10 protein-coding genes are annotated in these 15240 nt (G+C 33.5%); 4 read left to right on the forward strand and 6 right to left on the reverse strand.

The window, feature by feature from the left end; genetic code table 11:
- Nucleotides 1–108: 108 nt before the first annotated feature.
- The 3 genes from Q7C23_RS17875 to Q7C23_RS17885 form a co-directional block, all read right to left on the reverse strand.
- Nucleotides 109–528, reverse strand: a complete 420-nt coding sequence (locus Q7C23_RS17875) for a VOC family protein (protein WP_375033777.1) — start codon at nt 526–528, stop codon at nt 109–111.
- Between the two features lie 84 nt (nt 529–612).
- Nucleotides 613–1947: a PAS domain-containing sensor histidine kinase gene (locus Q7C23_RS17880; RefSeq protein WP_375033778.1), complete on the reverse strand. Its 1335-nt coding sequence runs from the start codon at nt 1945–1947 to the stop codon at nt 613–615.
- A 1-nt stretch (nt 1948) separates the two neighbouring features.
- A complete protein-coding gene (locus Q7C23_RS17885) occupies nt 1949–3298 on the reverse strand; it encodes a sigma-54-dependent transcriptional regulator (RefSeq protein WP_375033779.1) in 1350 nt (449 codons plus the stop codon).
- Between the two features lie 276 nt (nt 3299–3574).
- On the opposite strand from Q7C23_RS17885, the gene Q7C23_RS17890 reads away from it, so the two are divergent.
- From Q7C23_RS17890 to Q7C23_RS17905, 4 genes are read left to right on the forward strand one after another with little or no spacing between them, the layout of a single operon-like run.
- Entirely contained in the window at nt 3575–4288 is a 714-nt protein-coding gene (locus Q7C23_RS17890; RefSeq protein ID WP_375033780.1) for an ABC transporter ATP-binding protein, read from the forward strand.
- Nucleotides 4289–4292: 4 nt separating this feature from the next.
- Entirely contained in the window at nt 4293–6728 is a 2436-nt protein-coding gene (locus Q7C23_RS17895; protein WP_375033781.1) for an ABC transporter permease, read from the forward strand.
- A 1-nt stretch (nt 6729) separates the two neighbouring features.
- Nucleotides 6730–9141, forward strand: a complete 2412-nt coding sequence (locus Q7C23_RS17900) for an ABC transporter permease (protein WP_375033782.1) — start codon at nt 6730–6732, stop codon at nt 9139–9141.
- Between the two features lies 1 nt (nt 9142).
- Nucleotides 9143–11560 carry an ABC transporter permease gene (locus Q7C23_RS17905; RefSeq protein ID WP_375033783.1) on the forward strand — a complete coding sequence of 806 codons (2418 nt, stop codon included), beginning with the start codon at nt 9143–9145 and terminating at the stop codon, nt 11558–11560.
- Nucleotides 11561–11736: 176 nt separating this feature from the next.
- Here Q7C23_RS17905 and Q7C23_RS17910 read toward each other — a convergent pair whose 3' ends face one another.
- The 3 genes from Q7C23_RS17910 to Q7C23_RS17920 form a co-directional block, all read right to left on the reverse strand.
- Nucleotides 11737–12534 (reverse strand): SDR family oxidoreductase, encoded by a 798-nt coding sequence (locus tag Q7C23_RS17910; protein ID WP_375033784.1) that lies wholly within the window; start codon nt 12532–12534, stop codon nt 11737–11739.
- 87 nt (nt 12535–12621) lie between these two features.
- Nucleotides 12622–13635, reverse strand: a complete 1014-nt coding sequence (locus tag Q7C23_RS17915) for a zinc-binding alcohol dehydrogenase family protein (RefSeq protein WP_375033785.1) — start codon at nt 13633–13635, stop codon at nt 12622–12624.
- Nucleotides 13636–13651: 16 nt separating this feature from the next.
- Nucleotides 13652–14506, reverse strand: coding sequence for a fumarylacetoacetate hydrolase family protein (locus Q7C23_RS17920; protein ID WP_375033786.1), 855 nt, complete (start codon nt 14504–14506; stop codon nt 13652–13654).
- Nucleotides 14507–15240: the final 734 nt, after the last annotated feature.

Here is a 15240-nt window from a genome sequence, read left to right on the forward strand (position 1 = left end):
CCTCTTCATAAAAGATTGAAAAAAACCGATTGAAAACTTTATAAAAACAAAAAACTCCATTATTTCTAATGGAGTTTCTTATTGACATTATATGAAGTTATATTCTTTTTACATCGGTTCCCAAAGTTCTATTTTATTACCATCAGCATCCATAATATGGACAAATTTTCCGTAGTCGTAAGCAGCAACTTCATCTAAGATAGTAACACCATTTTGTTTCAATTTTTCTAAAAGCCCTTCCAGATTCTGAACTCTATAGTTAATCATAAACTCTTTTTTGGATGGCGCAAAATAATCATCTCCTCTTTTGAAAGTGCTCCATTGAAGCGCTTCGATCTCATCCGGATTATTGATGTTTCTGGATTCAAAAGTCGAACCCCAATCGTTTACATCAAGTCCTAAATTTTTCGCATACCAATCTTTTGTGTCCTTCGGATTATCTGAAAAAAAGAAAATCCCTCCAATTCCTGTCACTTTTGGTGTTTTATCAGAGGCTGAGTTATCTGATTGTTTTTTTGAGTCTTCCATAATTAGCTTTTTTGATTGTAGTTTCACAAATTTAAGAAACTATAACTTTTTAACACGCTATTCCTGCAACTAAATCATTCATTATCAAGCTTCCACCAAACAAATCTCAAAAACAGTATTTCCTACTTCACTTTTATACGAAATATAGCCGCCATGCGCCTCAATAATGTTTTTAGATAAAGTAAGGCCAATTCCGGCTCCTTCATTTCTGGTGGTGAAAAAAGGCAGAAATATTTTGTCTTCAATTTCTTTTTCTATTCCGTTTCCATTATCTGTTATTCTGATGAAAGTTCTGTTTTCCTTGGCTTCCGCCGAAATGAAAATCTTCTTTTCAAAAACATTTTTTAAAGCATGAATACAATTGGTTAGAAGATTAATTAAAACCTGTTCGATCTGCTGTGCATCCACTTCAATCCAACGTTTAAAATTAATTTCGTTTATAACTTCAATTCCGTTTTCTTTAAATAACGTACTCATCACCTGAATACCATTCTCAATCAAATGTTCTAATTCTATTTTTTCTTTTTTTGGAGAAGGCAACATGGCTAATTTTCGATACCCTTCAACAAATTTCTGTAAATGATCACTTCGTCTTAACATCGTTTCGACACTGTTTTTTACATCTTCTAAATCTTCAGCCGACAAAGAATCCTGCTCTACCAAATCCTGCAAATTCTGGCAAATAGAACGAATTGGCGTTATGGAATTTAATAGTTCATGCGAAATCACTTTCATTAAATTTACCCACGCATCTTTCTCTTTCTTCTCGACTACGTTTTGAATCGAATCCAGCAAAACAATAAAATAATCCTTTTCAAATATTTCTGTTCTGGAAGCCTGCAAAACAAAAGTTTGTTTATTCTGTTCGTTGATGCTGATTTCCAGTGACGTTTTTATTTCCTGAAAATCATCTTCTTCGATAATTTCACACAACGATGGCAGCTGATTTTTCAGGTATTTCCATTTTGAAACTTTCGGAACATTAAATTGTTTCGAAAAATAGTCATTCATTAAAAAGACATCCCAATCTGAATCTTGTTTTTGCAAAATGATGATTCCGGTTTCAATATTATTCAAAATCGAACGGTAAATAATGTCTTTTGAAACCTGTTCGTTTTGTTTGTTTTTCAAAACATCGTACAATTGAAATAAATCATTGTAGCTTTTATTGAATTTATGATTCGAAAAATCTGAAGTAAAATCATTTTGCAGGATCGAAGCAATCGTTTTATCGTATAGCAAAACAAAATTCCGAACATAAAAATACATTTCACGCACCAGCAAAAAGACAATAAAGAGTCCGAACACTCCTGTAAAAAGCAATTCGGTTTTAAAAAAATAAATAGAGATTTCGATCACTCCAACAATCAGTATTAATCTCAAAAACAACAGTTTATAGGTTTGAAATGTTTTGAACATACTAATTAAGATTGATGTTATATTTCTCTAAACGACGGTACAAAGCGCCTCTTGACAAACCTAATTCTTCCGCGGTTTTACTAACATTATTATTGTTTTTCAGCAAAGCTTTTTCAACCGCAGCTTTTTCTACAGAAGAAAGCTGAATATCATCCAGAGTTTCTTCGTAGGCCGTTATGGTTTCTAAATCTAAATCGGAAACAGTGATTTTATTGTTTTCACAAAGAATAACGGCGCGTTCAATTTTATTTTCCATTTCGCGGATGTTCCCATTCCACGCATGTTTTTCAATTTGTTCCAATACTTTTTTGTCGAAAGTAATTTCATCCCTCCCGTATTTGACAATCATTTTTTCGAGAAGATATTCGGCTAGCGGAATTTTATCTTCATTTCGCTCGCGCAACGGAGGCAAGACAATTTCCATCGTATTGATTCGGTAATATAAATCTTCCCTAAAATTCTTATCCGCAACTTCAAGTTTCAGGTTTAAATTGGTTGCCGTAATAATTCTAACGTTTAACGGTCTCGGTTTGGTTTCTCCCAATCTTGTTACGGTTTTGGTTTGAATTACCTGTAATAATTTAGATTGCAAATGCAACGGAACATTACCTATTTCATCTAAAAATATGGTTCCGTTTTGCGCCATTTCAAAGCGTCCGGGAGTATCAAGTTTAGCATCGGTAAAAGCCCCTTTTGCGTAACCGAATAATTCACTTTCAAAAATATTCGAATTCAAAGAACCTAAATCGACTGCTACAAAAGGATTATTTTTTCTTTCGGATTGGCTATAAATATGATGTGCCAAAACAAATTTTCCGGTTCCGTTTTCCCCCAGAATCAAAACATTGGCATCCGTTTTTGCTACTTTATCAGCCAGAGAATAGGCTTTTTTTATAATTTCAGAAGTCCCAACAAAAAAGTCATTTTCAATTTCGACATTCTTGGTTTTCTTTTGGTCTTTTCTGGCTTTATCGACGGCTTGTTTTACTGATTCTAAGAGTTTTTTGTTTTCCCACGGTTTCAATATATAATCGAAAGCGCCATTTTTTAAACCTTCAACCGCTGTTTCTACTTTTCCAAATGCCGTCATTAAAATCACGACCGTTTTTGGCGAAAGCGTTTTTATTTCTTTCAATAAATACAAACCTTCCCTTCCATCTTCAAAACCTATTCGGTAATTCATGTCCAATAAAACGACATCAATTGTTTTTTTTGACAATAATTCGACAATATTTTTCGGATTATTGAGCGTATAAATGTCTTCAAAATACTTTTTCAGGAACACTTTCGACGCAAAAAGGATGTCTTCCTGATCGTCGATGATTAATATTGAGGCATTTGTCTTTTTCATTTTTGTTCAGTTTTGGACGAAAGCTGTCCAAAAATGGACAGTTTAAATTTCTTTTAAAAAATAAAATTTTAAAAATAAGGCAGTTACAAGCTTTAAATTTTTGGCACGAAAATCACATTAAGACTAACAAATCATCAAATATGTGAAACATTATTGCTGGTAAAAGTAACAAAAATAGAGCGCTAACAACTATATTGTGAATTATCTTAATTTCGAATTTGTTTCTATTACATCGGCAATAAAAATTTTAAAAAACATCAATCTAAAACAACAATTATGATCAGCATTACAAAACTTTCAAAAATTTTTAGAACTGAAGAAATAGAAACAAATGCATTAAGCGAAATTTCATTAAACATCAATCAGGGCGATTTTGTATCCATCATGGGACCATCAGGTAGCGGAAAATCAACTTTACTAAATATAATTGGTTTGTTAGACAGTGCTTCAGGCGGAAGCTATCAGCTTTTAGGTCAGGAGATGATTGGCACTAAAGAAAAAGCAAAATCGAAGGCCAGAAAAGAAAACATTGGTTTCATCTTTCAGAATTTTAATTTAATTGATGAACTATCAGTTTTTGATAATATTGAATTGCCATTGATTTACAACGATGTTCCATCGGCTGAAAGAAAGAAAAAAGTAAACGAGATTGCTAATAAATTAGGTATTTCACATCGATTGAAACATTATCCGCAACAACTTTCGGGAGGTCAGCAACAACGTGTGGCCGTTGCAAGAGCCTTAATTAATGATCCGAAAATTATTTTGGCCGATGAGCCAACAGGAAATCTGGACAGTAAGAACGGAAATGAAGTAATGGAATTACTAACGGACTTACATGCCAACGGAGCTACAATTTTAATGGTTACTCACTCCGATTACGATGCTTCTTTCTCTCAAAAAACCATTGTGATGAAAGATGGAATTATACTTTCTGAAAAAACTAACAATAGAAATGTTGACGTTTTGGTAGCTGCTTCAAAAAACTAGAATCATGCTGAAAAACTGGATCAACATATTTATTTACCACATCAAAAACAACAAGCTTTTTACGGCTTTGAATATTTTGGGTTTGAGTATTGGAATCGCCGGACTGATTTTTGCCATTTTGTACTGGAATGAGGAACAAAGTTATAATGACTGGAATCCGAATAAAGAAATCGTTTTTCAATCTATAAGCCAGGTGAGTCCAACTAATTTTTGGGCAAGCAATGTCGCTTCATTTGAAGATTACTTTAAAACGGATTTCAAAGAAATTGAAAGTTATTGTTATCTGGACAGTTGGTATAACGAAAAACCGCTTCGATACGAAAACAAAAAAGGCAGTTTTAAAATCATCGATGCTCAAAAAACTTTTTTCGAAATGTTTCCATTTCCTTTTCTAAAAGGAAATGCCAGGACTGCATTAAAAGACAAAACAAGCATTGCTATTTCTGAGCAAACCGCCATAAATCTCTTTGGAAATACCAATGCAATTGGCAAAACCGTTACCTATGACAATAAAAAACTGGTTGTTACGGGTATTTATACCATTCCTGGAAAATCGTCTTTAGCTCCGGAAGCTGTTATCAATCTTATAGACGAAAGATTGTCTATTGACAGAGATAGTTGGGGAAGTTTTACTGCCGGATTATTATTGAAATTAAAAAACCCTGCTAACAAACAAAAGGTAATAGATAAAATGGAAAATCTATTATACCAAAACCGTACCGTAAGATTTGCCCGCGAGCAGGGACTTACTGTTGCTGAATGGGAGAAAAAAAATGGTGGCAGCGATATCAAAATATTTTTGGAATCCTTAAAGGAAGCCCGTTTACATTCTATTGTAGATGGATACGCCGAAGGACAGGGCAATTATCAATTTTTGGTAATTATGATGGTATTATCTGTTTTGATTTTAATCTTATCGATCTTTAATTATATCAACTTAGCAACCGCAAATGCGATAAAGAGAGCGAAAGAAGTTGGAGTTCGAAAAATCATCGGAGCATCAAAAAACAATATTGTACTTCAATTTATTTTTGAAACAATCATCATTACTTCATTTTCCATACTGCTATCATTAGTCATTGTGGAATTATCTCTGCCTTATTATAATAATTTTTTAGAAAAAAAATTAAGCATTAGCGGAAATGAGTTTTTTCTTGAAGTAATTGTCATTTTTGTTGTTACTGTAATTCTTGCCGGTGTATTTCCAGCCGTTTATATTTCAAATTTTGAAACTTTGAAGGTACTCAAAGGAAATTTCGGAAGGAGCAAAAATGGTATTTGGCTCCGCAATGGAATGCTGATTTTACAATTTTCAATTGCCTCTTTTTTCATTGTAGGATCTTACATTGTATCTGAACAGGTAAACTATTTAAATCAACGAGATTTAGGTTTTAGAGGCGATCAGGTTTTGGAAATCAACTACAAAAAGCCAAATTTTGATCCTAATGATCCTAAAGCAGAACAGGCTATATACAAAAGATACGAAACGCTTAAACAAGAAATTGCCAAAATTAAAGGCGTCTCTCAAGTAAGTACAGGAGCCTTTTCGTTTGTAACCGGAGGTGCTACTTCAGCAACTTTTACTTATCATGATAAAAATATCCAGAGTTATAATATGGCTGTTGACTTTGGAATGCTCGAAATGCTAAAGATCAAAATGACTCAGGGCCGCTATTTTGATAACCGAATTGCATCTGACAGTATAAATTCAATGATGATCAATGAAACGGCAATGAAACAAATGAATGAAAAAAATCCGGTTGGTAAGATTATAAACTGGAATGATCATAAACTCAAAATTATTGGTGTTGTAAAAGATTTTAATCTTTGGGGACCAAAAGCTGAAATTCCGCCAATGGTGTTTTTTCATCTTAACACTATCGATTGGATGAATGCCAATGTCAATCATATTTTTGTAAAAGTAGGTCCAAACGAAATGCAGCATACTATTTCGGAACTCGAAAAATTCTGGACAAAAAATATTGATGCAGATTCCCCTTTTAAATATGATTTTGTAGATAAGGCCTATGCCCGACATTATAAGGAGTATATAAATCAGAAAAACCTTTTTTCATTATTGAATGTAATTGTAATTCTTATTGCACTTTTTGGACTTTTCGCTCTGGCTTCTTATTCAATACAAAGTCGAATGAAAGAAATTGCCATTAGAAAAACCTTAGGCATCGAAACAACTGTTTTACTCAAAGAGCTTTCCAAACAATACATTATTTTCTGTCTCATTGGATTTTTGATTGCACTTTTTCCTGTTTATTATTTATTGAACAAATGGCTTGAAGATTTTGTTTTTAGAATCAACATTTCCATTTATCCTTTTCTAATGGGATTTGTGATTTTGCTTTTCTTAACCTTGCTTGTAGTACTTACCAGAGCTTATCAGGCTACAAAAGTTGATATATTAAAATATTTAAAATACGAGTAACATGCTAAAGAACTGGACTAACATATTTATATACCACATCAAAAACAACAAGCTTTTTACAAGTTTGAATGTTTTGGGTTTGGGTATTGGAATTGCGGGATTAATTTTCGCGATTTTGTATTGGAATGAGGAACATTCGTATGATGAATGGAATCCGGAAAAAGATAAAATTTATGCTGTTTTAAATGACATTGGCAGTGGTAATGTTTGGGCTGTAAATTCGCCTATACCAGCTCCAATCTTAAAATCAACTTCTTCTGCTTTGCAGGAATATTGCTATTTTAATACTTTTTACACTAAAGAAACGATACAATGTAATGGCAAAACAGAACTGGTAGATAAAATTTTCTCGGCACAAAGTAATTTCTTTTCTTTCTTCCCTTTTGAGTTTATTCAGGGAAGCGGAAAAAGTGCTATCCATGATCGTAACAGTATCGCTTTATCTGAAAAAACAGTTTCCCGTTTGTTCAAAAATGAAAACCCAATGGGCAAACAGGTTAAATACGCTGAGAAATATTTCGTTGTTCGTGGCGTTTATCGCTTATCTGAAAAATCTTCTGTAATGCCGGCTGCTGTTACCTCTATAATCGAGGAAGACCTGGAAAGAAACAAAGAAAACTGGGGGTTTAGCTACGGTTTAATGCTAAAATTAAAAAAGCAAAGCGATACGACTGCTGTCCTCAAAGATCTAAATGAAATCTACGTCGAGCATAACTACAAAAAACAGGCAAAGGACGAAGGTATTAGTTATGAAATGTATTTAAAAAAGTATGGATACGTCACCAAAGCGAAATTACTTCCGTTTGCCGGTTCACGACTTTTTCAGGGAAATTACCCTTTTCCAGAAGGAACTGCAAATCTCCAATTTTTAAGGATCTTAATGGGATTATCCATTCTTATTTTGTTGCTGTCGATTGTAAATTATATTAATCTCGCTACCGCAAATGCTATAAAACGTGCCAAAGAAGTTGGAGTAAGAAAAATTGTGGGTGCTACAAAACCACAAATTATTACCCAATTTGTATTTGAAACTACTTTAATTACATTGTTTTCGCTCTTATTGGCCTTGGTAATCGTTGAACTTTCATTGCCTTTTTACAATTCACTTTTAAGCAAGAATCTAATTCTGGAAGGTTCTCAGTTTTATTTGCAACTGATATTCATTTTTGTAATTGTCATCTTAGTTTCCGGAGTTTTGCCAGCCATCTATATTTCAAATTTTGAACCTTTGAAGGTTTTAAAAGGAAACTTCTCGCGCAGTAAAAATGGAATCTGGCTCAGAAACGGAATGCTCGTTTTGCAATTTGCTATTGCAACCTTTTTTATCATTGGATCCTTTATCGTGTACCAACAGGTAAACTTTATGGCGCAGAAAGATTTAGGTTTCAAAGGAGCGCAAGTGATGGATATTTCTTTTAAACCTAAAAGAGGTCAGAAGCAATTTGAAAGATACAAAACAATCAAACAAGAACTTTTAAAAATAAAAGGTGTTCAGGCTGTGTCTGCAGGAGTATTTTCTATTGGAACGAATATTAATTCTTGGTCTGGTTTACATTATAAAACCAATAAGGAAGTTATAACGCAACAAATGGCTATTGATTTTGGAATGCTCGATGTTTTAGGAATTCCGATAATAAAAGGGAGAGACTTGTCAAGCAAATTTGCCTCAGACAGTATCAACAGTATTTTACTGAATGAAACTGCGGCTAAAACATTGTTGGAAAAGGATCCAATAAACAAGGAAGTTGTTTGGGATGGTCAAAAATTCAAAGTGATTGGGATTGTAAAAGACTTCCATTATTTTGGGCTTGATAACCAAATTTCTCCCATGGTTTTTTTACATATCACGGCAATCGAAAGAATGGAGAAAGATTTACAAAATATCTCTGTAAAAATTGCACCTCAGGAAATGCCCGAGACGATCGCTGCCATCGATAAATTCTGGACAACTAAAGTCAATACGGAATATCCATTCGAATTCAACTTCGTCGACAGAAACTTTGCCAGGACTTATAAAAAATATCAGGATCAAAGTCAGTTATTTTCACTCTTAAACGGAATTGTAATTCTGATTGCCGTTTTCGGATTGTTTGCTTTAGCCTCGTTTTCTATGGAAAGAAGATTGAGAGAAATCGCGATCAGAAAAACATTAGGCGCTGAAACCAATATTTTACTGAAGGAATTATCCAAACAATACGTGCTTTTCTGTCTGATCGGTTTTGCGATCGGAATAATTCCCGCCTATCTTTTATTGCGAAAATGGCTTGAAAATTTTGCTTTCAGAATTGACATTCCACTACTTCCTTTCTTTGTTGCCCTTATTGCGTTAATGCTCCTAACCTTAACAATTGTACTGGCAAAAGCTTACCAGGTAACCAAAATTGATGTTCTTAAATACTTAAAATACGAGTAAAATGCTAAAAAACTGGATCAACATATTTATTTATCACTTCAAAAACAACAAGTTCTTTACGGCCTTAAATGTTTTAGGATTATCAATAGGAATCGCGGGATTAATATTCGCATTACTTTACTGGAACGACGAACAAAGTTACAATGCCTGGAATCCTGAAAAAGAGAATGTTTATCAGGTTTTGGTTCAACTAAGCGATACACCCGTCGGGTCAGATTGTGCCTTATTCCTGAAACCGACTTTAGACCAGGATCCAAATGTTAAATCTATACTATATGCTGATTCCTGGTATCAAAAGGATAAAATTATTTACAAAGGAAAAAAGGAATTTGTAGATAAAATTATTAATGTCGAACAAAACTTCTTTTCTTTTTTTCCTTTCAAAATTATTAAAGGTGATTCCATTTCAGCTATAAAAGATGATTCGAGCATTGCTATTTCAGATATTACGGCTAAAAGGATTTTTGGAAATGAAAACCCCATTGGAAAACAAATAAAATGTTTTGACCAGCTGTTTTCTGTAAGGGCCGTGTACCATATTCCAGGAAATTCTTCGATTGCGCCAAATGTCATCATCAATAAAATGAAACAATATACAACTGCCGGATTGACTGGTCCGTTTCTTTTAAAGTTATTATTAAAAGTAAAGGACCCATCAAAAGTTGACCTTACAAGACAGAAACTCGAAAGACTTTATAACCACGATTTTATTGCGAAAATTGCCAAAGAAGCCGGTTTTACAGTCGAAGTTATGACTAAAAAAGTGGGGTATTTTACAGTTATTCTTGAACCTTTATCAAAAGCCAGACTACATTCGTTAATAGATGGTTATCCTGAAGCACGAGGAAACTATCAGTTTTTGATGATCATGATGGGTTTATCTCTTTTGATTCTCATTTTGTCGATTGTGAATTACATCAATCTCGCAACTGCTAATGCCGTAAAACGAGCGAAAGAAGTTGGCGTCCGTAAAATTTCGGGTGCATCAAAAGGCGATATTGTTAATCAGTTTCTTTTTGAAACGGTTTTAACCACGACTTTTTCTATTTTACTGGCGCTAGTAATTGTAGAGTTGACTTTGCCATATTACAACAACTTTTTAAACAAAAACATTGTACTTCTTGCCAGTCAGTTTTATATACAATTGCTATTGATTTTTATCATTACAATTTTGGCGGCAGGATTATTTCCAGCCATTTATATATCCAATTTCGAAACTTTTAAAGTTTTGAAAGGAAATTTCGGAAGAAGTAAAAACGGTATCTGGCTGCGTAACGGAATGCTTATTTTTCAGTTTGCCATTGCTGCCTTTTTTATTATTGGCTCCAATATCGTATACCAACAAATTAAATATTTACAGACTAAAAATTTGGGTTTTAAGGGCGATCAGGTAATTTCGCTTTCTTTAAATTTTTCATCGATTGATTACCAGGGAGAAAATGCAGCCCAAAATATTTACGACAAATACAACATCATAAAACAGCAGCTCAGCAAAATTAAAGGAGTCGAACAAATCTCCACTGGCCTTATTGCGTTTGATGGTTCAGACAATTCTATATCCGGGGTTTTATACAATGATGAACTTTTTAAAGAACGCGTTATCCCTTTAGATTTTGGCATGTTTGAAATGTTGAACATCAAAATAATTAAGGGGAGAAATTTTGATAGAAAACTTGCTTCAGACACTATAAATTCTGTGATCATAAACGAAAGCGCATTAAAATTAATGAACCTTAAAGATCCTCTTGGCAAGGAACTTGTAATTAGAGAACAGAAATTAAAAATAATTGGTATTGTACAGGATTTTAGCTTATTAAGTCCTGAATCAAAAGTGCCGCCAATTGCTTTTTATAATATCAAAATGTTTGGTATGACACAGAACATTAACAAGGTTTATGCAAAACTAAAACAGGATGATCTGGAAAATACGATTGCCGATATCCAAAAATTATGGTCGAAAGTCGATACCGAATATCCATTTCAATATGATTTCGTAGATAAAGAATATGCGAGAACCTATGAATCATATGTAAAGCAAAAAAACTTGTTTTCACTGCTAAACATTGTGGTAATTCTAATTGCGCTTTTTGGTTTATTCGCCTTAGCATCGTATTCGATACAAAGACGAATGAAAGAAATCGCCATCAGAAAAACGCTCGGCGCCGACACAAATGTTCTACTAAAAGAATTATCCAAACAATATATTTTGTATTGCATCATTGGCTTTATAATCGCGTTGTTTCCAGTTTATTATTTACTAAACAAATGGCTGGAGAATTTTGCTTTTAGAATAGACATTAGTATATTTCCATTTATTCTCGGATTCATCATTTTATTAATTCTGACTTTAATCATTGTACTTTCAAGAGCTTATTCAGCTACAAAAACTGATATTTTGCAGTATTTGAAATATGAATAAGAAGATCTTGTAAAGTAAAAAACTCCATTATTTCTAATGGAGTTTTTTTTATGTTTTTTTTACATCATTCAACTTTTATACCTAGTGAAGAAACCGCAATTGTATTTCCAATTGAAGCTTTCTTTAATAGCTTCTTTTTATTATTGGTATGTATCAATTCGGTTATTCATATAGTTTTAATTTACATCATTGATTAAAGCACGATCCAAATGCACATATCCTCCATCAACAAAAACAAATTGTCCTGTTGTGTGAGACGAACGATCTGAAATAATAAAAAGTGCGGTATCTGCAATTTCTTCTGTCTGGGTCATTCTTCCTTTTAACGGAATACTTTTATTGATTTTTTTCAAAACAACTTCTCCATCCGGTAATGTTTTAATCCAGTCTTCATATGCTGGAGTATAACTTTCGGCAATAATAATGGCGTTGGAACGAATTTCATATTGAATTAAATCAACTGCCCATTCTCTGGTCAATCCTAAAACTCCACCTTTAGCAGCAGCATAACCTGAAGTTCCTCCTTGCCCGGTCAAAGCAACTTTAGAACCAATATTCAGGATATTTCCTTTTGATTTTTTTAGATAAGGAAGTGCGTATTTCACTAAAAGAAAATAACTTACTACATTTAGTTTCAAAGAATTCATGAATTCCTCGTATGTCGAATCTAAACCAGCACCGTCATTTACACCAACATTGTTAATTACAGCATCGATTCTTCCGTATTTTGTAACTATAGTTTTAACAGCGTTTTCGATTTCAACAGGATCGGTAACATCTGTTTGTACAAACAAAGCATCTATTCCTTTCTTTTGAAGAGCTTGAGCATAACCAAAACCTCTGTTATTTTTGTCTACTAATACCGGAATTGCTCCTTCATCAGCCAATCGGTTAATAATAGTTTCTCCAATACTGCCTTGTTTTCCTGCCGAACCCGACACGACAACAATTTTATCTTTTAAATTTAAATCCATTTTTGTGGTTATTAAGGTGTCTAGTGAAACCCGACAGTCCCGAAAGCTCGGGATAAAAAATCTGTCGGATATCCTGTAGATAATAGTTTATTCTATCTCAATCAACGCTTTAATTACATTATTTTTTGGATCAATTAATTGTCCAAAATCAGTAATCATTTCTGAGAAACTTGTTCTGTGTGTAATGTATTTTTTCGGATCAATCTTTCCGTTTTTAAGACATTCCATTACATATTCAAAATCTTCAATGGTGGCATTTCTGCTACTCATTAAAGTGGATTCTCTTTTATGGAAATCAGGATGACTGAAACTCAATTCACCTTTTTGAAGTCCAACCAAAACAAATCGGCCACCATGAGAAATGTAGTTAAAAGCGCTGTTCATCACTTTTTGGTTTCCGGTTGCATCAATCACAACATTAGCCATATCGCCATTTGTAATTTCTGCTAATTTTTGAGCCACATCATCGTGTAATGGATTTATAGTTTCATCAGCATTTAGTTCGTCTTTACAAAAACCTAATCTATATTCGTTGATATCCATCACGATTACTTTAGCCCCGGCAATTTTAGCAAACTGGATCAATCCGATACCAATTGGACCAGCACCCATTACTAAAACGGCATCAGTAGGTTTGACTGCTGCTCTTCGTACTCCGTGCGCTGCAATCGCTAATGGTTCAACTAATGCTAATTGATCATAATCCAAGCCTTGACCGTGAAGTAAATATTGCTCCGGAATGGTTACATATTCTGCCATACCACCATCAATATGAACTCCAAAAACTTTAATATTAACACAACAATTGGTTAGTCCGTTTCTGCAGGCAACACATTTTCCACAATTAAAGTATGGAATAAAAGTTACTTTATCGCCCGGTTCAAAACCTTTTGCATTTCCTTTTATATATTCTGCAGCAAGTTCATGGCCTAGAATTCTTGGGTATTCGAAATAAGGTTGTGTCCCTCCAAAAGCGTGAATATCGGTACCACAAATTCCAATTCTTTTAATCTTCAATAAAACTTCACCTTCTTTTGGTTCCGGAATTGCCTTCTCTCTTAGAATAAACTCTTGCGGTTTTTCGCATACTATAAATTTCATAGCATTTTCTTTTAAATTATTTTTTGTATGCAACTGCGGTTTGTTTACTAGTCCCCAAACCTTCAATTCCTAATTCTACAACATCATCTGGTTTAAGATAAATAGGTTCTGGTTTTATTCCCAAACCGACTCCAGGAGGTGTTCCTGTACTGATGATATCACCAGGAAGCAAAGTCATAAACTGGCTTAAATAATGTACCAAAAATGGAATCTTGAAAACCAGATTTAATGTATTACTGTCTTGGTATTTTTGACCGTTTACAGTCAGCCACATTGATAAATTATCAACATCTTTTACTTCATCTTTTGTAGCCAAAAAGGGTCCAAGAGGTGCGAATGTATCACTTCCTTTTCCTTTAGCCCATTGTCCACCACGTTCGATTTGAAATGCTCTTTCACTGTAGTCGTTCAATAAGGCGTATCCAGCAACATAATCCAAAGCTTCTGCTTCTTCTACATAACTTGCTTTTTTACCTACTACAAATGCCAGTTCCACTTCCCAGTCTGTTTTTTCACTGTTCTTCGGAATGATTAAATTGTCATTTGGTCCGCACAAAGAAGTAGTCGATTTAAAAAAGATAATTGGTTCTGTTGGAATTGGCGCACCGGTTTCTTTACAATGATCCACATAATTCAAACCAATACAGATTATTTTTGAAGGTCTCGCCACCGGAGATCCTAAACGTACATTTGTATCCACTTCCGGTAAAGTCGGATTACTATCTAATGCTTTCTGTAATTTCTCCAGGCCATTTTCTTCAAAAAAGCTTTCATTAAAATCTGTTACAATTGACGAAACATCATATCTCTTTTCACCAATTAAAACTCCCGGTTTTTCTTTTCCTATTTCTCCAAAACGTATTAATTTCATTTCTTTTAAGTTGCTAAGGTTCTGAAATACTAAGTTTTTTTTATTTTAATTACTAATATCACAGAAGCCTATAAGTTTTTATTTAACGCCATTAATTCTTTATATTTACGGTTTATAATTTTAAAAAATTATTTCCAAAATTAATAAATGTAAAAAACACAATTACAAAAGTATATTTTAATATTAATATTTTTAGATATATTTTCGGTGGAATTTTCCCAAAATGGCTAAACTTAATACATTATAACACTTTTCGTGAAATTTGTCGAAAAAAACTAACTTCAGGATGCTTCCAAATAGCACAAGCAAATCTTTTTTTGATTCAATCTGGTTTCTAATTTTAGAAAATTAGATTATTCATGTTACTTAAAACGGGTTTATCTAATCAATAAATCCTTTAATAATTCCACGCTTGGCAGTCTACGGCAAAAAGCAAGTATTGTTTTCAAAAGAAAGTCCAATTTTTAAATTCCAAATTCCAATCCAGAGTAACGCATAGTTTTGTATTCAGAAGAAATCAGGTACAGCAACTGCTATTTAACCGCAAAGAACGCAAGGGATTACGCAAAGTTCGCAATGAACAGCTTAGAAGCCTTAATAAAGGTAACGTTAGCAGAAAGGAAAATATCCTTTGCGTATTTTGCGGTTAAAAAACACAAAGTAATGTAAAACAAAAAACCCCGTTTCGTTAGAAACAGGGTTTTAAAAAGAAAGGCGACGACATACTCTCCCAC

The sequence above is a fragment of the Flavobacterium sp. LAR06 genome, assembly GCF_041946075.1.
In the GTDB taxonomy this organism is placed as follows: Bacteria; Bacteroidota; Bacteroidia; order Flavobacteriales; family Flavobacteriaceae; genus Flavobacterium.